Consider the following 17,847-nt stretch of genomic DNA (forward strand, 5'->3'; position numbering starts at 1 on the left):
CGCCCGGCACGAACGGGTTCGCGTCGGACCAAGCGGAACGCAAGGCCCGCTCGGTTGCTAGTGTCGCCAGATGGGCTGTTGGACGGCGTACCTCGTACGCTTCGAGGACGGCTCCGTGCGGGAGTCGGAGGAGAAATACGGCCGGTGGCACCTGGCCGGGGCCGAGGACCGTGCTTCTCTGGTGAAGCGGGTCCTGGGCGAAGGCAGGCCCGTCATCGGGGATCCGGGAACGGCGCGGTCCTGCCAGGGCATCGCCCTCGACCTGGCCACGCGGCGTTACCGCTTTTACAGCTGCGCCCTGAGCATGCCGCGCGCGGGCGCCGCGCATCGGGAGAGCATGGCCCTGCACCTGGCGGGATCGCCGGGCTGGGCGGGCTGGGACGTCGCCCATGCCTGGGGCGGCGACGAGGAGCTGCGCAGCCTTGTCCTCCCCGCACCGCCGCCCCGGCCCGTGGAGGACAACCCGGCCGAGGTGTGCCTGGCCTCGCGCGACTACTGGTTCGTCGGCTGGGACCCGGAAGGCCGCACGATCACCGTTCGCCACGACGAGTCGATCGCCGACACCCTTGCCGGGGCGACGTGCCTCGTCAGCGTCATCGACGACGACGCGACCCTCAAGCACTGGCAACTGAACAACACCATCGCCCCGCTGCTCGCGCACCAGGGGGAGCCGATGATCCGCGCCCTGGCCGCGGAGCCGCCCTACCCCCTGGCCTCCGAAGGTGCCGTGACCGATGGCGCGGTCATCGACGTGCGTGCGCGTCGCCTCCGCTACTGGACCCCAGACATCGTCCCGCCGCCATGCCTGGCGCGGATGCGCGAGACCTGGCCGGGGTGGGAGATCGAACGGCTGCCCTGGGGGCACCTGGGACACCTCGCCGCCATCGGGGAACGCCCCGGCGAACTGAGCATGACGGACGCCGAACTGCTCGACGCCCGTTGGGGCGACGAGCTGATCACCATCAGGAACCATGCCCGTGACGCCTTGCCCGCCGAGTCCCACGACCTGATCGCACCCCAGGTCCTCGTGATCGACCGATGGTGAGGGCCCGTGGGCGTGGACACGTCGTCGGAGCCTCGCGTGCACGCACCCCATCGCGGATGCCACCCCGGCGCCCCGCTGCTCGGGCTCCGGGCGTCAAGGGCCTTGACGGGAGTGGGTCGTTCAGTTCACGTCCACGTAGGCGACGGGGACATGGCTGCACCAGTGGTGTGCCAACCGCCGAATGTCGCCATCATGCGGCGCCGTTGCGCACTGCTACGGGGTGACGATCGCGAAATCGGGGTCGGGCTCGCTCCAGGACGGCGAGCAGCCGCGTCAGGGCGCCGGTGTCGCCGTTGGTGGTGACGCCGTCCAGGCCGCGGCCGGCGAGCAGACCGAGCAGCTGCGACTTGGTGTCACCGGCCGCTCGCCCCGCTGCTCCCGGTACAGGCGCAGCCCCGCCGCGGCTGTCTCCGCCGACACCAGCGGGTCGACGACCACCACGCCCCGCTCGCCCTCGACCAGGGTCATGTTGGACAGGTCCAGGCCCCGGATCTGGTAAACGCCCCCGGTGACCTCGTACAGGCCCTGCCGTGCGCACAGGGCGCCCTGGCGCCACAGGCTCGGGGCGACCGTCGGCTGCGGTTCCCCGGCCAGGAACGCGAACGCGTCCACGTCCCACACCGACCGGCCCGAGGCGTCCTTGACCACCCCCGGCTCCAGCGCGGCCACGAACCCGCGGTCCGCGTCCTCGGCATCAGTGGTGTCCTCGTACGGCAGGTCGAACGTCGTCACGCCCACTCCTCGGCTCCGGCCCTGACGGATACGGCGCTTTCATTGAGCACCGCGTCCGCAGTCCGCCGCCTGTCCTGCTCGGCCACACGGGCGCACCCCCTCCCGTCGGTTACTGCGGCTCCTTCAGGGCCCTGAGCAACTGTGCGGGGACCCGCTCCCCGTCGAAGAGGCCTCCGCAAGCTCAGTGCCCCGCGTGTTTCTTCGGGCTGCCGGCCCGCTGTCCGGGTTCGACGACGACGAACTGCCCCATCATTCCGTGGTCCTCGTGGTCCAGCAGGTGGCAGTGGTACATGTAGGGAGTGTCCGGATCGGCCGGGCCGTCGAACCGGAGCACGATCTTCATCGTGGTGCCCATGGGGATCGCGACGGTGTCCTTGCGCCCCCTGAGCGCCGGCTCCGGCTCGCGGCCGTTCACCTCCAGCACCCTGAACTGAACATCATGCACATGGAAGTTGTGCGTCATGTCGCCGCCATTGCGCAGGGTCCAGGTCTCCGTCGTCCCCCGCGTCACGACGTCGTCCACCCGGTCCATGGCCATGGGTTTGCCGTTGATGCCCGACCTGCGCAGCTCGAAGAACCGGCCCTGTGCGGTGTCCTTCGCGTCCGGCAGTTCCAGCTTGCCCAGTGCAGCCGGGAGCGGGGGCGAGGGGCGGAGCCGCTTCGCCGCGCGCAGCTGCATGACGTCGAACGAGTCGTCACCCCCGTTGAAGCGCTTCTCCCAGGCCCCGCCCTCGCGCCACGGATAGCTGCGCAACACGGTCCGCTCGCCCGGCCGCATCCGGACGACGACCTCGGCGCGTTCGCCGGGGGAGAGCTGTATGCGGTTCATCGGCGCGGGCTCCTCCAGCAGCCCGCCGTCGGTTCCGATCAGGTCGAACGTGCGGTCGTCGTCGAAACCGAAGGTGTAGATGCGGGCGGTGGACGCGTTCAGCAGCCGCAGCCGCACGCGTTCGTCACCGACCTCCAGGTACGGGTCGAGCGTGCCGTTCACCATCGTCCGCTTGCCCAGGAAACCCGTGTTGGCGAGGAAGGCGTGGCCGTGATCGAAGCGGGCCCCGTCGAACGTGACGTCCTGGACGATGACCGGGACGTCGTTCACGCCGTACTTCGCGGGCAGCTTCAGCCGCGTGGAGCGTGCGTCGTCGAGGAGGAACATACCGGCCAGTCCGCGTTGGACGTGGTCCTCGGTCGCTCCGTGCGGATGCGGGTGGTACCAGAGCGTGGCGGCCGGCTGGTCGATCTTCCACCTGGGGGTCCACGTGGCGCCGGCCGCCACCATCTGGTGCGGTCCGCCGTCCATGGCGGCGGGCAGGTGCATGCCGTGCCAGTGGACGCTGGACGCCTCGTCCAGGGCGTTGCGTATCCGCACCTTCACCCGCTCGCCGCGTTCGGCGCGCAGCGTCGGCCCGAGGTAGCTGCCATTGAAACCCCAGGTCGGCGTTCGGAGACCCTCCCGGAACTCGGTCTCGCCCGACTGCATCCGCAGGTCGAAGACCCGGGTGCCGTCCGCGTCCACGGTCGACTCCGCGAGAGGCGGTACGGCCAGTGGCCGGCTGAACCGCACTTTCCCCACCGTGCTGACGTCGGCCCGCGTCCACAGCCAGGCGAACCCGCCCCCCACCGCTGTCACCAGCACCGTCAGTATCACCGCGCACGTGATGAGTACGCGTTTCAGCCGCCTTCGTCCCCCGCTTTTCTCCATGCCTCCAGACTCCCGCCGGGGGAGGGGCCGGCACATGCGGAAGATCCCTGAGAGAGCCCTGACGGGCCCCTGACCCCAACCCCCGTCAACGGCTGCCTCTTCCGGAGTATCTGGCCCCCCCGGGGCTTGTGTCGCCTGCACCTTGTGCGTCTCCACGGCGCTGCGATACTGCCCGGGTGAATCCCGATTTCTATCCGGACGTGAGTGACGAACGGAGTCTTCCCCTCGGCGGTCGTGGTTCAGAACCCGGGCGACGCCGTGGGGGTTCAGCTCGAACGAGCGAGGTACAGGTCGCATCAACCACAGCAGGCGCTGCGCCAGAGGCCATCCCGGTAAGGGAAGGCGCAGCCGCCCTCTTCTAGGCTGGTGCGGTGACTGATGAGCCGAAGCAGGTGCAGCCGTCGGGTGTGTGGGCAACCGCGGTGGGGGTGGCCAGGGTGCGGGCGCTGGAGTCCGAGCGGGAGAACGCGCTGTTCCGCGACCCGCTGGCACAGGCCTTCGCCACCGCCGGCGGACTGTGGCCCTCCTCGCCGCCCCTCGCCGGTGACGAGGCCGCGCGCCGCCGCCGGCTTGCGGTGTCCATCTCCATCGTCATCCGGACGAAGTTCCTCGACGACCTGTTGCGGCGGGCTTCCGCGTCCGGGGTCCGGCAGGTCGTGCTGCTCGGCGCGGGCATGGACAGCCGGGCCTTTCGGATGGACTGGCCCGAGGGCACCCGCCTGTTCGAGGTCGACACCGCCGCGCCGCTGGACTTCAAGGCCTCGGTTCTTCGCCAGGAGCGGGCCGTCGCACGCTGCGAGCGGATCACGGTCGCGGTGGACCTGCGGGAGGACTGGCCGGGCGCGCTGGCCGCCGCAGGACACGACCCGGCCGCGCCGACCGTGTGGATCGCCGAAGGGCTGCTGATCTATCTGCCCCAGGACGCGGTGGAGGTGCTGCTGGCTCGGATCAGCGCGCTGTCGGTGCCGGGCAGTTGGCTGGGCCTGACGTTGGGCTCACGCGGCGTGATCGAGCGCTTCGCCGCGGATTCCGAGCCGGGGTCGGCTTCGTCCATGTGGGTCTCGGAGACGCCCGACGACCCGGTGGGCTGGCTCAGCGGGTACGGCTGGAGGGCCGACAGCCACACCCTGCGTGAGCGCGCTGCCGCATATGGCCGCCCGCTCAGCACCCCTCCGCGGCATGAGGAACGGCCCGGCGGACTGATCTCGGCAGTCCGCCGGTAGAGCTCCCCAAGCGGTTTCACCTCTGTTCGGGGCCCGGCCGGTCGGTGGCGCCGGGACGGCGGTGCAGCGGCTGTTCGGGCGTGGGCCGCCGCTTCGGCGGGGCGATCGCGAGGGTGACGGGCCCCTCACCGTTCACGTGCACCTCCGTGCCGTGGTGGTGGATCGTCAGGGGATCACCGAGGAGCAGCGAGTACGTCGCCCTGTCCGGCTCGATCTCCACCTGGAGGCACCGGCCGCGGAACTGGAGCCGGAAAGCCAGACGGCTGAACTTCTCGGGCAGCCGGGGCGTGAAGCGCAAGCTGTCGCCATCCCGCCGGGTGCCGCCGAATCCGGCGACCAGCGCCATCCACGTACCGGCCAGCGAGGCGATGTGCAGGCCGTCGCGGGTGTTGTGCTCCAGGTCGGCCAGGTCCATCAGCGCGGCCTCGGCGGTGTAGTCGTAGGCCAGCCGCAGATGCCCGGTCCGGGCGGCGACGACGGCCTGGCAGCATGCCGACAGGGAGGAGTCCCGTACGGTCAGCGGCTCGTAGTAGGCGAAGTTCGCGGCCAGCTGGTCGTCGTCGCAGTGGGCTTCGAACCAGCTGCCGCACGTGTACATGGCCAGCACGAGGTCGGACTGCTTGATCACCTGCTTGCGGTAGATGTCGAAGTAGGGGAAATGCAGCATCAGCGGGTACTGGTCGGCGCGCGTGTTCGCGAAGTCCCAGCGCTGGTGAAGGGTGAAGCCGGCATGCTGCTCATGCACGCCGATCTCCTTGTTGTACGGGATGTGCACGGCCTCGGCTGCGTCTCTCCAGGCGGCGCTCTCCTCCTCGTCCACACCCAGCCGGGCCGCCTCCTCCGGGTGGCGTTCGCACACGTCGGCCGCGGCGAGGAGATTGGAGCGGGCCATCAGGTTGGTGTACGTGTTGTCGTCCACGACGGCGCTGTACTCGTCCGGCCCGGTGATGCCGTCGATGTGGAACACGCCGTGGGGGTCGTGATGGCCCAGGGAGCGCCACAACCGTGCTGTTTCCACCAGGAGTTCCAGGGCGGTCTCGCGCTCGAAGGCCGTGTCGCCGGTCACCGCGGTGTGGCGCACCGCGGCGTGCGCGATGTCGGCGGCCACGTGGAAGGCGGCGGTGCCGGCCGGCCAGTACGCGGAGCCCTCCGAGCCGTCGATGGTCCGCCACGGGAACGCGGCTCCGCGCAGTCCGAGCTGGGTGGCCCGGTCCCGGGCGGCGGGCAGCGTGGCCTGCCGCCAGCGCAGCGCCTCGGCGACCGCCCTGGGCTCGGTGTAGGAGAGAAGGGGCAGCACGAACATCTCGGTGTCCCAGAAGGCGTGACCGTCGTACCCGGAACCGGTCAGCCCCTTGGCCGGGATCGCCCGCTGTTCGGCGCGGGCACCGGCCTGGAGCACGTGGAAGAGGGCGAAGCGGACGGCCTGCTGGATCTCCTCGTCGCCGTGCACCTCGACGTCGGCACGGGCCCAGAAGTCATCGAGGTAGGCCCGCTGCTGGGCCACCAGTTCGTCCCAGCCGCCATGTGCGGCGGCGGCCAGCGCGGCCTCCACCTGATCGCTCATCGCGGGCCGCGAGCGGGCCCCCGACCAGCCGTGGGCGACGGTCTTCTGGACCCGCAGCCGCTGTCCCGGGTCCAGGACGGAGGTGATGGTCAGACGGGCGACATCCGTGTTGCTCTCGCTGCTCGTGGTGATCTCCCCGGGCGCGTCCACGACGTGGTCGGCGGCCACGGCGACCCTGAGGCCGCTGCGCCGGGTGCGGTGGACCAGACGCAGCCGCGACCCGACGGCCTGGTCCTCCTCCGGCTCCAGCGGGGACTGCAACGCCTTCGCCGTCCGCGGGTCGCCGTCGGACGAGGGCAGACTCTCGTTGGTGACCAGCTCCGACTGGATGACCACCCTCGTCCGGCTGTCGACTGGCTCCACCTCGTACTGCACGGCGGCGATGGCGCGCTGGGTGAGGGAGACGAGGCGGGTGGAACGCACCCGGACGGTCGTGCCGGCCGGGGAGGTCCACTCGCAGCTCCGCTCCAGCACACCGCGCCTGAAGTCCAGGGTGCGTTCGTGTTTGCTGAGCCGCCCGTAGCGCAGGTCGAAGGGCTCGTCGTCCACCAGCAGCCGCAGCAGCTTTCCGTTGGTGACGTTGATGACGGTCTGGCCCGACTCGGGGTAGCCGTAGCCCGCCTCGGCGTAGGGCAGCGGGTGCAGTTCGTACACCCCGTTGAGGTAGCTGCCGGGCAGGCCGTGCGGTTCGCCCTCGTCGAGGTTGCCGCGCCAGCCGACGTGTCCGTTGGACAGGGCGAAGACGGATTCGCTCTGTGCCAGGAGATCGAGGTCGAGAGCCGTCTCTCGCACCCGCCAGGGCTCGACGGTGTAGGTCCGGTTGGTGATCACGCGTTGCCTCCGAGTTCGGCGAGGTCCTTGACGACGAGGTCGGCGCCGTGGGCGTACAGCGCGTCGGTCTGCCCGACGCGGTCGACGCCGACGACGAAGCCGAAGTGCCCGGACCGGCCCGCGTCCATGCCGGCCAGCGCGTCCTCGAAGACGGCTGACCGGGACGGCTCCACGCCGAGGTCCCGGGCGGCGGCCAGGAAGGTGTCGGGGTGCGGTTTGCCCGGCAGTTTCCGTTCTCTGGCCACCACGCCGTCGATCCGTACGTCGAACAGCTGCTCGGCGGCGATGGAGTGCAGCACGTCACGGGTGTTGGCGCTCGACGAGACGATCGCGGTGGCGAGACCGGCGGCGCGGACCGCGTCGATGTAGCGCAGCGTGCCCTCGTACGGCTCCACCCCGTCGGTACGGATCTTTTCCAGAAGGAGCTCGTTCTTGCGGTTGCCGACACCGTTGACACTCCGCGTGTCCGGTGGATCGTCGGGGGTGCCCTCGGGGAGTTCGATGCCTCGGGAGGCGAGGAAGGAGCGGACGCCGTCGGCGCGGGGGCGGCCGTCGACGAACTGGTCGTAATCGGAATCGGAGAAGGGGCGGAAGCCGGCTCCGTCACGCTCGCGCAGGAGGGCGTCGAAGGTCGCCTTCCAGGCGGCGGCGTGGACCACCGCCGTCCTGGTGACCACCCCGTCGAGATCGAAGAGACAGGCCTGGATGCCTTCGGGAAGTCCGAGCTGTGTCGTCATGAACCCACAGTTCCCCGCCGGGGCGAGTCCGGTCGGATGACACGCTGTGAGGTGCGTCGCGACTGCGGGCAGGAAGCCGTCGGCGGACTGGCGGCACCCCGAGGTCACCCTGGGCACCGACGTGTCCGGCCGCGACGGCTCTCGAGGAGGCCCTGCGTGCCGGTGACCTAGTGGGTGGAGATCGTGACCTCCAGTTCGATCGTCTCCGCGTCGTGTCGGGCGCAGCCGTTCTGCAGAGTGCTCGCCAGCTCCGCGAATGACGCGCACGGGACGACGCCGGTCTCTTCCGTCTCGCAGACCATCACCTGCCGGTCCTTCGCGTCGCGTTTCAGCCGTACGCCCATGTGGTGGGTCGGCGTCTCGATCCGCGCGTAGTGCTCCGCGCTGCCGTTGCCCGGGGAGAACTGCGTTGCCTTCAGGATGTAGGCGGCCAGGCTTTGCCCTGCCTTGTCCACCTTGCATTCGATTCTCTTGTGGGTACCGGTCTCCCAGGTGTCCAAGGCTCGCGGAGCGACCGTGGAGTCACCAAGAAGGTCGTTCACATCCCGGTATCCGGCCTCGGGTTCGAGGGCGCGCATGACATCCCACGCCGTGTTGACGGCGATGACGACTTCCTTCACCTCGTCGCCCACATCGCCCACGCCTCTGTCTCGCAGCAGTCTCGCCAGCTCCTCGAGGTCCGCCACGACAGGGGCGCCCTGGTTTCCCTCGGGCTGCCAGGCAACCAGCGCCTGCCACATCGGCTCCAGCCAAAGCGGATCCTGCTGGTGAATTCGCACCCAGCCCCCGCAGAGCCCGTTCAGCTTCAGCTCCCCGAGCCATTCCTGCATGGTGGCGGCCGCGTCAGTACCCAGATGGCTGCCGTAGAGCAATGCGCACACGTAGCCCATCCGCTGCTGGACCTCGGTCTGGTTCAAACTGAGCGAGCGGCCACCCGCCCCGGCGTCCGCTGCTCCGCTCCCCGGTTTCCAGGGGTCCTTCTCCTCCTTGGTTCCTTTGCCACGGGCGCGCTGGACCGGAGCGGCGGCAGTGGTCCCGCCGGTCGGCGACGTCGTGGCCGGAGGGGGCGCTGCGTTCCGTGCGGGCTTCCTCATGACCCTGGTCGCCGTCATCTCGGCTTCGCGCTCGAAACGGTCGGAGGGGTCGCTCAGGCTCACCCCCGTCCCGCTGTCGGTTCCGGCGACCGGGCCCCGCCGCTGCTGGATCACATGGGCGAGTTCGTGGGCCGGCGTGTGCTCGTCGGCGCCGTCCTTGCCGATGGCCACGTGCTCGCCGGAGGTGTAGGCGCGGGCGCCGATCTCTGCGGCCGAGGTGTGGGCTGCGGCGTCGTCGTGAATACGGACGTCGGAGAAGTCCGCGCCGAAGCGGGCTTCCATGGCGGTGCGTGTGTCGTCGCCCAGGGGGCGGCCCGGAGCACGCAGGACGTCGTGGACGGCGGAACGCTGTACGGCGGGCCGCTCGGACCGGTCACGGTCCCGTCCTGCGGAGTTCCCGGGCCCGTCCTCGGCCCAGCGGTGTCCGGCCCGGCGGAGCATCTGGACCGCCCCGGCGTTTCCCATGGTGGCTTGCAGAGCGCGAAACTCCGGCAGCGGCGCGGGTGGTGCGGACGCGGGACCGCGCGCCGCTCTGTGGGTAGGCTTGCTTCCGTTGGTCCTGAGGTTCTCGTGGCTGCGCAACGGACCTCTTCCGTCGTGGGCAAGTCGGTCCTACCTGCATACGGGACGGGGAAGCGACGAACCAGGTACTCCCGGGCAGCATCGTCCGGCCCTTGAGACAGGGAAACGGTGCGCAGGGGGCAACGGGGGAGGCTGCGAGGGCCGCCGGTCCCGTACGGGAACTGCGCCGGACGGGCAGCGGCTTCGGTGACGGCCTCCCCGGTCTTCGGGCGGACCAGGCCACCTCCGCCTGCCCTGGTCAGTGTTGTTGGGCCGCGTCGTCCTCGTCCTCCGCCGTGGCAGAGCCGCCCAGGAGGCGCCGCAGGCAGCGCACCGCCAGATCGGCCGGGGAGCCGGGGCCCTCGGTCGCCGCCTCGGTGCCGGACCAGATCTCCAGGGCGATCCGGATGGCGTCGGTGGCCGCGGCGGCGACCAGGCGCACGTCCAGTGGGTCGCGGCGGCCGTCCGTCAGCCGGGCGATGACCGGGACGAGCAACTCCTCGGACTCCTGGTTGACGCGGTACCAGACGGCGCGTAGCGCGGGATCCTCCGCCGCGGCGCGCAGCAGGCCCCGGGTGCGCAGAAGCGCCTCCGTTGCCTGCGGGTCCGGTGTGGCCAGGGACTGTTCGACCGCGCCGCGCAGGGCCGGCCCCAGCGCGGTGCCCGGCGGCGTCTCGGCCAGCAGGGCGCGCCACTGGTCGGCGCCGACCGTGAGCAGGGGGCCGACCGCATCCTGCTTGGAGCGGAAGTACCGGTAGAAGGTCCGCAGCGAGACCCCCGCCCGCCGGGCGATCTCCTCCGCCGTCGTGGCCTCCGGGCCCCGGGTGGCGAAGAGCTCGGCCGCTGCGTGCGCGATGTCGAGCTGTGTGGCGGCCTTGCGGCGTTCGGTCAGCGACGGGGGTGGTGGCTCGGTACTCACCCCAGAAGCGTACGGCCTGCGACCACCCGGAGGCATATTGTGACGTGATGGCAAAACGTGCCACGTAGGCGTACGGTGACGTGGAAGGCAAGGGCGCCGCGGGCAGGACAGGCCGAGACAGGCGCCGGGAAGGGCCCGACGACGCCGTCGGCGGGCCGAGTAGGAGACGCACATGACCCACGAGAACCACTCCCTCCGCTACGACGGCCGTCGTGCCCTGGTCACCGGCGGCGGTTCGGGCATAGGCCAGGCCACCGTGCTGCGCCTGCTCGCGGAGGGCGGCACCGTCGTCGCGGCGGACGTCAGTGAGCCGGGCCTGAAGGACACCCTGGACAAGGCCGGCGCCCACGCCGACCGGCTCACCACCCTCGTCGTCGACATCGCGGACGAGACATCGGTGCGCGAGGGCGTCCGGGCCGCCACCGACGCGCTCGGCGGGCTGGACGTCCTCGTCAACGCGGCCGGCATCCTGCGCTCCTCGCACACCGAGGAGACCAGCCTGGCGGACTTCACCCGGGTCCTGACGGTGAACCTGGTCGGCACGTTCCTGGTGATCCGCGAGGCCATCCCGGCGCTCCTGGCGGGCGAGGACGCGGCCGTCGTCAACTTCAGCTCGACCTCGGCGGCTTTCGCGCACCCGTACATGGCGGCCTACGCCGCGAGCAAGGGCGGCATCCAGTCGATGACCCACGCGCTGGCCTCCGAATACGCGGGCCGCGGCATCCGTTTCACGTCCGTGCAGCCCGGCTCCATCTCCTCGGGCATGACGGACGGCAGCGGGGCCAGCGGTCAGAGCGTCGGCCCGGGTCTGCCCGAGGACGCCGACATGAGCCTGTTCGCGAAGCTCTCCCCGGCGCTCGGCCAGGGATTCGCCGGTCCGGAGACGGTGGCGTCGGTCGTCGCGATGCTGGCGTCGGAGGACGGCCGGTTCATCACCGGCACCGAGGTGCGCGTCGACGGCGGCACCCACTTCTGATCCCCGCGACCCCATCAGCCCCTGGAAAGGAGCACACCATGCACGAGGCCTCCCACCACGACCTGACCGGCAAGAACCTGATCATCACCGGCGGCGCCCGGGGCCTGGGCGCGGAGGCGGCCCGGCAGGCGGTGGCCGCCGGGGCCCGCGTCCTGATCACTGACGTCCTGGACGAGGACGGCGAGCGCACGGCCTGCGAACTCGGCGACCGGGCCCGCTTCCTGCACCACGACGTGACCTCGCAGGAGGAGTGGCGGCGGGTCGCCGACTTCGCCGTCACCGAGTTCGGGGCGCTGCACGGCCTGGTGAACAACGCCGGCATCTCGACCGGCAGCCTGCTGGAGTCCGAGTCCGTCGAGCACTTCCGCAAAGTGCTCGACATCAACCTCACGGGCGTCTTCATCGGCATCAAGACCGTGATCCCCGCACTGAAGGAGGCCGGCGGCGGTTCGATCGTCAACATCTCGTCCGCGGCAGGCCTGATGGGCCTCGCCCTCACGGCCGGCTACGGCGCCTCCAAGTGGGGTGTCCGCGGGCTCACGAAGATCGGCGCCGTGGAGCTGGGTACCGCACGCATCCGCGTGAACTCCGTGCACCCGGGCATGACGTACACCCCGATGACCGCGGCCACCGGCATCCAGCGGGGCGAGGGCAACTACCCCAACACGCCCATGGGCCGGGTCGGCGAGGCCGACGAGATCGCCGGCGCGGTCGTCTTCCTGCTCTCGGACGCCGCGTCCTATGTCACCGGTGCGGAGCTCGCAGTCGACGGCGGCTGGACCACGGGCCCGACCGTCGCGTACGTCATGGGGCATTGAGCGCGCCCAGCGGATGAGCACCGCACGACCCGGGGCGGGCGCGGCGCGGCCGGGCCTTTGGCCACGCAGCGCCGCGCCGCTCGACGACCACGGCCCGATGCCGTGCCTCAGCCGAGGGTTTCGGGCGCCTTGGTCATCGGCCCACCCGCGTCGCCGGTGTTCATCGTTCCCGCCGGTTCGAGCAACAGGATCGCGGTCTCCTCGTCGGCCGCGGTGCAGTGCTCGACCCCGCGGGGAACCACGAAGAGCTCGCCGGGATCCAGCACCACATCGCCGTCCCTGAGCCGGATGGTGAGCCGCCCGCTGATGACCATGATCAGTTCATCGGTGTCCTCGTGGGTGTGCCAGACGAACTCTCCCTTCACTTTGGCCAGCTTGACCTCGTAGTCGTTGAGCGCCGCCACCTTCTTCTGCGACCACAACTCGCTGAACTGCGCCAGTTTGCCGGCGAGGTTGACGGGGACAGCTGACGTGGACATACGGAATCCTTCCAACAGGGCCGGGCACCGGGGAGCGGCCTCGGTAGGACCCCGGGCCGGTGTGACGAGCCTGCCGCGCCCCTGATCCGCTCGTCTTGTACGTTCTTGACGTGACCCCCGACCGCCCCCGCACGTCCGTCAGCGCCTGGCGGCCGACGGTCCCCGGAATCGCCGAGGTCTTCCACGCCCACTTCACCGATCACGCGTACCCGGCCCACACCCACGACACGTGGGACCTGATGATCCTCGACCACGGCACCGTGGACTTCGCGCTCGACCGCCGCCGCCACGGAGCGAGTGGCAGCACCAGCGTCCTCCTGCTGCCCCCCGGCATCCCGCATGACGGACGGACCGTCACCGCATCCGGATTCCGCAAGCGGAACCTCTACCTCGACGACTCCCTTCTCCCACAGAGCCTGGCCGGCCGGGCGGCGGACACCCCGGTCCTCGACGACGAGCAGCTGCGCGGCAGGATCGACCAGCTGCATACGTCTCTCGCCCACCCCGGAGACGCCTTCGAAGCCGAATGCCGCCTCTCGTTCATCCGAGAACGGCTCCAGGTCCACCTCACTGCGCTCCGGCCCCGCGTTCCCGGGCGTGAGGCAAACCGCCTCGCCACTGAGCTGCGCGAGCTGCTGGACGCACGGACCCGCACCGGTCTCTCCCTGCAGGAGGCCGGGGCCACCCTGCACGCCCATCCCACGCACCTTCTCCGCTGCTTCAAGCGGACGTACGGCATTCCGCCACACGCCTACCTCACCGGCAAGCGGATCGAACACGCCCGTCGCCTCCTCCTCGACGGCCACCGGCCCGCCGAGGTCGCCACAGCCGTCGGACTGCACGACCAGGCGCACCTCAACCGACACTTCACCCGCCACGTCGGGACCACCCCCGCGCGCTACCAGCGCACTCGCAACGGTTCGTACTCATAGGTGCCGACGTCCCCGCTCCGGCTGATGCTCCGGGAGGGGGCCCGGCGCGTCCGGATGTCCCGTGGCTGTCTCAGGTGTGTCACCGGGGAACACGATTCATGTATGCAACACCTTCATGGGGGTAGCGTCTGGCTCGCTCGAAGTTCGACCGCTCATGCAAGGAGCCACATGAAGTTCCGCAGGACCGGCACCGCGGCAGGCACGTTCATGCTCGCCGCCGCCGCACTCGCCATGAACGCCGGCAGCGCCTCCGCCATCGACTGGGACCACACCAAGTCCTACGACGGCGTGACCGTGTACTTCGAGGAGCACGGCGACATCGTCAAGGTCTGCGACACGGCGAAGAACGGCCGCTCGGCATCAGTCATCGTCTACGAGAACAGCCCCGGCGACGTCGGCTACTCGATGACCGTCTCCACGGGCAAGGGCGACTGCAAGTCGCACCGGGCGAGCGACGGCGCGAGGTACAACCCGCTGGAGAACCACTACGTGTACTTCCAGCTCGACCCGCACACCAGCAAGTACTACACGGTCAAGTGGTTCAACGACCACTGATCGTGAGACACGGCTGAACCGGCGGCGCCCCACCTCCCCGGAGGCGGGGCGCCGCGCGACGTCGGCGGGTCCCGAACCACAAGTCCCGTCGTACGCCCACAGCGCGTCGCGGTCCGGGCGGGGTCTCGCGGACCCGCCCTAAGCCGCCGCCCCCCGGCCCGTCCGCAGCTCCCGGCCGTTCGCCAGGCCCTCCGGGTCCAGCGACAGGGACACGGCGGCCGTCGCGCCGACATCCGCGAGGCTCGCCGCGTCGGGCAGCAGCTCCACGCCGTCCGCGCCGGGGCGGTGGATGAGCACGGGGACGTACTCACGGGTGTGGAAGGCGTGCCCGGCCGTCGGGTCGTTGCCGTGGTCGCCGGTCACGATGAGGCGGTCGCCCGGCGCGTCCAGCAGGGCGACGAGCGCGGCCAGACCCGCGTCGGTCTGTTCCAGGAGGCGTCCGTAGCGCTCCGTGTCCTGCTGGTGCCCGGCCAGGTCCGTCTCCTGGATGTTGGAGACCACCAGACCGTCGCCGCAGGCGCGCACCGCTTCGAGGGTGTGCGACAGGACGTCGGCGGTGTCCACGGCCGGGTGCCGGGCCGCACTCTCGCACGCCAGGATGTCGGCGGCCTTTCCCACCAGCGTGACCGGGATGCCCGCGCGGGCCGCCAGGCCGGGGAGCTGGCGGGTGTGGTCGATCCGGGCGCCCAGGTGCTGCACTTCGAGACCGCCGTTGCGATAGAAGCCGGTGGCGGGGGTGTCGAGGCCGACCGTGCCCTCGTCGCCGGCCCGCACGAAGCGCTCCAGCGGGCCGTCCGCGTGTCCGCCCACCGCGATGACCCGTGCCACGGGAGCGACGGCGCGCACCGTGCGGGCCACGGCGAGAATGCCGCCCGGCCCGTCGAACGGCAGGTCCTCCAGCCGCCCGGAGGCGTTCCAGTTGATGCCCGGGTCGGCCTCCAGGTTGTCGTGGACCAGCACCGTGCCGTCGACGACCAGGAGCGGTCTGCCGTCCAGCCGGCCGACCCGGTGACCGGCCGCTTCGAGCGCGGCGGTCACCTCGTCGATGTGGTCGGCGAGCCGGGCCACGGTCACCCGGCTGAAGTCGGCCCCCATCATGGTCTGGTGCCCGGCGAAGGTGTCGGCGCCCGGATAGCCGAGCGCGGCCCGGCCCGCGGCGACGGGCAGATGGGTGCGCCGGGCGAGATCGGGGTGCGGGTGGACGAGGCCGAGGCCGAGCGACCCCAGTACGGGCAGCCGCAACGGGCGGCCGAACGCCTCCCGGCAGTGGTCCAGCACGTGTCCGCAGGTGTCGGCGGTCAGATCGCCGGGGCGCGTGGTGCCCGCGTCGGGCATGGCGCCGATGCCGAACCCGTCGATCACGACGATGACGGTCTTGGCCATGGGGTGCCTCCTCAGCTCAGGGACCGGCCCTGAGCGTCGTACAGACCGTTGAGACGGGGCGTTCCGGATGAGATTCCGGAGACGACGGCGACGGTCGAGCGGGTGACGAAGATCTGGGTGCGGAAGGCGAGCAGCGCGGTGTCGCCGATGCGGACGTCCTGTCCGGGGGCCGGCGCGTCGAGCAGCCGGTAGTAGTCGATGTTCTCGGCGGGCGCGTCCAGCACGTCCAGGCGGGCCCCGGTGCGCGGCAGCAGGGCGCTCCTGATGTGGGAGCGGGCGTAGAACCCGCCGCCGAAGACGGCGGGGCGGCCGTCGTCCAGGGTGTGGGCGACCTCCGTGACGTACACGTAGGCGGGGGTCTCGGGCTGCGCAGGGTCGAGGGCGTGCAGCGGGGTCGTGCCGGTCAGGGCGTGACCCGGCTCGCCGTGGGTGGCACCGAGTTCGGCCAGCAGCGGCAGGGAGGCCATCGACGTGGCGCTGGGGGCGCTCAGCAGGAGGTTCGTGTGGCCGCGGGCGGCGAGCGTCTCACGGGCCTTCAGCGCGAGGGCGAAGTTGGGTGTGGCGTGCGGGGCACCGGTCGCCGGGTCGCACAGCACGCAGGGGAAGGCGGTGATCCCCGCGATCCGGATGCCGGGCAGTCGTTCGGCGGCCTCGGCGAAGGTGTCGAGCCGGTCGAGCGGGACGCCGCCCTCCTGGCCGGGGTAGACGTTTCCCTCGGAGCCTTCGAGACGGATCAGGACGTCCTGGACGAACCCCAGCCGTCGCGCGGCGTCGGAGACCGCCCGGGCGTTGTCCAGGTCGTAGACGGTGACGGTCTCGGGGCGCCACGCCAGCATCTCCGGCAGGGCGCGGCGCGGGATCTGGACGAGGTGGCCGAGGTTGCCGGCACGGGCGCCGGCAGCGTGCAGGGTGCGCGCCTCCGGCGGGTCGATGGCGGCGTACCGGGGGATGTGCCGGGCGACGGCCCGGATCAGTTCCGGGTTGCGGCCGAGCTGTTTGACGACGAACCAGAGGGAGAGGCCCAGCCGTTCGGCCTCGGCGGCCAGCAGCGCGGCGTTGGCGTCGACGGCGTCCAGGTCCATCACATAGGTGTCCGGCGGGATCGCGCCCTCGTCGTGGAGTGCGGCCGCGGCCTCGACGAGCCCGGGGTTACGGGTCAGCAGGGTGTCGAGAAACACGGTCAGTGGCCCTTCGGGTCGTTCAGCGCGGCCAGTGAGCGGCGCAGGATCTCGATGACGAGGTCCGCGCCCGCCCGCATCGGGTTGATGCGCACGGTCCAGTCGGCCAGTTCGGGGGAGTCGTCCAGGGCGGAGCTGGACATCCGGTAGAAGAGCGGCGTGATCTCGTAGCGGGAGTTGGAACCGACGGGGTACGGGGCCGCGCCGAAGCGAGCGGCGACGGCGGGCAGTTCCCTGGCGACGGGCCGGTCGAGCCGGACGAGCAGGCACCGGTCCTGCGCATTGGCGAGCCTGACCTCGGCGACCCCGGGCACCTCGCCCGCGGTCAGCCGCTCGGCGACCTCGGCGCCGACCTGGGACTGCACGGACCACATGAGCGGTACGTGGGTGAGCGCGCGCAGCGCGTCGAGCGCCTGGTGGCCCTGCACCTGGCCACCGCCGGAGTAGTTGTCGCGGCGGATGTGCTCGATCAGGTCGCGGGCACCGACGACGATGCCGACGCCCTCCGGGCCGTGCAGCTTGAACAGCGAGAAGCAGGAGGCGTCGGCGCCCAGTTCCACCCCGGCGGCCGGAGTGCGCATCACGGCGTAGTTGTCGTCGACGACGGTGCGGACACCCGCGGCCCGGCAGGCGGCGAGGACCGTGCCGGGGTCGTAGGAGTCGGCGAGTCGCTGCCGGGTGTGCTGGACGTAGGCCCAGCGGAACCTGCCGGAATCCAGCGCCTCGCGCAGCTCGTCGGGATCGTTGAAGTCGGCCTCGACGGTCCGGACCCCGAGGCCGCGCAACGTCACCTCGGTGGTGCGGTAGACGGGCGCCCGGTGGATGAGGAGGGGGTCGCCCGGCCGGACGGCGGCGGTGAGGGCGGCCCGGATCGCGCCGGTGCCCGCGCCCTGGACGAAGGCGGCGCCCTCGGCACCGAAGAAGTCGGCGAGGACGGACTCGACGCGGGCGGTGGTGGCGGGGCGTCCGAGACCGGGCACGACCCCGGCGTCGGAGGCGAACAGCTGCGGGCCCTCGAAGTGACGGGCGGTGGCCTCGATGAGCCGGAACTGCCGGGCCAGGGCGTCGGCCGGTGCCACGGTCGCCAGGGGGAACGTCTGGGGGAGTACGGGGTGCAT

At 71.3% G+C, this 17,847-nt stretch carries 14 protein-coding genes and 2 pseudogenes; 6 read left to right on the forward strand and 10 right to left on the reverse strand.

Annotated elements, in window-relative coordinates:
* The first annotated feature begins 70 nt into the window (after positions 1-70).
* Positions 71-1,045: a hypothetical protein gene (locus AB0L33_RS04575; RefSeq protein ID WP_365677658.1), complete on the forward strand. Its 975-nt coding sequence runs from the start codon at positions 71-73 to the stop codon at positions 1,043-1,045.
* A gap of 351 nt (positions 1,046-1,396) precedes the next feature.
* Here the strand turns inward: AB0L33_RS04575 and AB0L33_RS04580 are convergent.
* Together AB0L33_RS04580 and AB0L33_RS04585 are read right to left on the reverse strand one after the other, a co-directional pair.
* A pseudogene (locus AB0L33_RS04580) lies at positions 1,397-1,777 on the reverse strand (alkyl/aryl-sulfatase); the annotation flags it as partial.
* A gap of 181 nt (positions 1,778-1,958) precedes the next feature.
* Positions 1,959-3,407 carry a multicopper oxidase domain-containing protein gene (locus AB0L33_RS04585; RefSeq protein WP_365677659.1) on the reverse strand — a complete coding sequence of 483 codons (1,449 nt, stop codon included), beginning with the start codon at positions 3,405-3,407 and terminating at the stop codon, positions 1,959-1,961.
* Between the two features lie 443 nt (positions 3,408-3,850).
* Between AB0L33_RS04585 and AB0L33_RS04590 the strand changes: the two genes are divergently transcribed.
* A complete protein-coding gene (locus tag AB0L33_RS04590; RefSeq protein ID WP_365677660.1) occupies positions 3,851-4,702 on the forward strand; it encodes a class I SAM-dependent methyltransferase in 852 nt (283 codons plus the stop codon).
* A 16-nt stretch (positions 4,703-4,718) separates the two neighbouring features.
* Here the strand turns inward: AB0L33_RS04590 and AB0L33_RS04595 are convergent, their stop codons facing one another.
* The 4 genes and pseudogenes from AB0L33_RS04595 to AB0L33_RS04610 all read right to left on the reverse strand — a co-directional run bounded on the left by AB0L33_RS04595 (position 4,719) and on the right by AB0L33_RS04610 (position 10,408).
* Complete coding sequence (locus AB0L33_RS04595; RefSeq protein ID WP_365677661.1) at positions 4,719-7,097, reverse strand: glycosyl hydrolase family 65 protein; 2,379 nt, start codon at positions 7,095-7,097, stop codon at positions 4,719-4,721.
* Positions 7,094-7,834, reverse strand: a complete 741-nt coding sequence (locus tag AB0L33_RS04600; protein WP_365677662.1) for a beta-phosphoglucomutase family hydrolase — start codon at positions 7,832-7,834, stop codon at positions 7,094-7,096. Before AB0L33_RS04600 ends, AB0L33_RS04595 begins: the two co-directional genes overlap by 4 nt.
* Before the next feature lie 1,088 nt (positions 7,835-8,922).
* A pseudogene (locus AB0L33_RS04605) lies at positions 8,923-9,393 on the reverse strand (DUF4157 domain-containing protein); the annotation flags it as partial.
* A gap of 355 nt (positions 9,394-9,748) precedes the next feature.
* Positions 9,749-10,408: a TetR family transcriptional regulator gene (locus AB0L33_RS04610; protein WP_365677663.1), complete on the reverse strand. Its 660-nt coding sequence runs from the start codon at positions 10,406-10,408 to the stop codon at positions 9,749-9,751.
* Positions 10,409-10,580: 172 nt separating this feature from the next.
* Between AB0L33_RS04610 and AB0L33_RS04615 the strand changes: the two genes are divergently transcribed.
* Both AB0L33_RS04615 and AB0L33_RS04620 read left to right on the forward strand, forming a co-directional pair.
* Entirely contained in the window at positions 10,581-11,384 is an 804-nt protein-coding gene (locus tag AB0L33_RS04615; RefSeq protein WP_365677664.1) for an SDR family NAD(P)-dependent oxidoreductase, read from the forward strand.
* Between the two features lie 38 nt (positions 11,385-11,422).
* A complete protein-coding gene (locus tag AB0L33_RS04620) occupies positions 11,423-12,202 on the forward strand; it encodes a glucose 1-dehydrogenase (protein ID WP_365677665.1) in 780 nt (259 codons plus the stop codon).
* 107 nt (positions 12,203-12,309) lie between these two features.
* Here AB0L33_RS04620 and AB0L33_RS04625 read toward each other — a convergent pair whose 3' ends face one another.
* A complete protein-coding gene (locus AB0L33_RS04625; RefSeq protein ID WP_365677666.1) occupies positions 12,310-12,681 on the reverse strand; it encodes a cupin domain-containing protein in 372 nt (123 codons plus the stop codon).
* Between the two features lie 110 nt (positions 12,682-12,791).
* Between AB0L33_RS04625 and AB0L33_RS04630 the strand changes: the two genes are divergently transcribed.
* Together AB0L33_RS04630 and AB0L33_RS04635 are read left to right on the forward strand one after the other, a co-directional pair.
* A complete protein-coding gene (locus AB0L33_RS04630) occupies positions 12,792-13,613 on the forward strand; it encodes an AraC family transcriptional regulator (RefSeq protein WP_365677667.1) in 822 nt (273 codons plus the stop codon).
* A gap of 168 nt (positions 13,614-13,781) precedes the next feature.
* Positions 13,782-14,168, forward strand: a complete 387-nt coding sequence (locus AB0L33_RS04635; protein WP_365677668.1) for a hypothetical protein — start codon at positions 13,782-13,784, stop codon at positions 14,166-14,168.
* Positions 14,169-14,306: 138 nt separating this feature from the next.
* On the opposite strand, the gene AB0L33_RS04640 is transcribed toward AB0L33_RS04635, so the two are convergent.
* Genes AB0L33_RS04640 through AB0L33_RS04650 form a run of 3 tightly spaced genes read right to left on the reverse strand, consistent with a single transcriptional unit; the run spans position 14,307 to position 17,847 of the window.
* A complete protein-coding gene (locus AB0L33_RS04640; RefSeq protein ID WP_365677669.1) occupies positions 14,307-15,551 on the reverse strand; it encodes a phosphopentomutase in 1,245 nt (414 codons plus the stop codon).
* A gap of 11 nt (positions 15,552-15,562) precedes the next feature.
* Positions 15,563-16,729, reverse strand: a complete 1,167-nt coding sequence (locus AB0L33_RS04645; protein WP_365677670.1) for a YhfX family PLP-dependent enzyme — start codon at positions 16,727-16,729, stop codon at positions 15,563-15,565.
* A gap of 2 nt (positions 16,730-16,731) precedes the next feature.
* Positions 16,732-17,847 carry an aminotransferase class V-fold PLP-dependent enzyme gene (locus AB0L33_RS04650; protein WP_365677671.1) on the reverse strand — a complete coding sequence of 372 codons (1,116 nt, stop codon included), beginning with the start codon at positions 17,845-17,847 and terminating at the stop codon, positions 16,732-16,734.

This window comes from Streptomyces sp. NPDC052299, assembly GCF_040679335.1.
Taxonomy (GTDB): Bacteria; Actinomycetota; Actinomycetes; order Streptomycetales; family Streptomycetaceae; genus Streptomyces.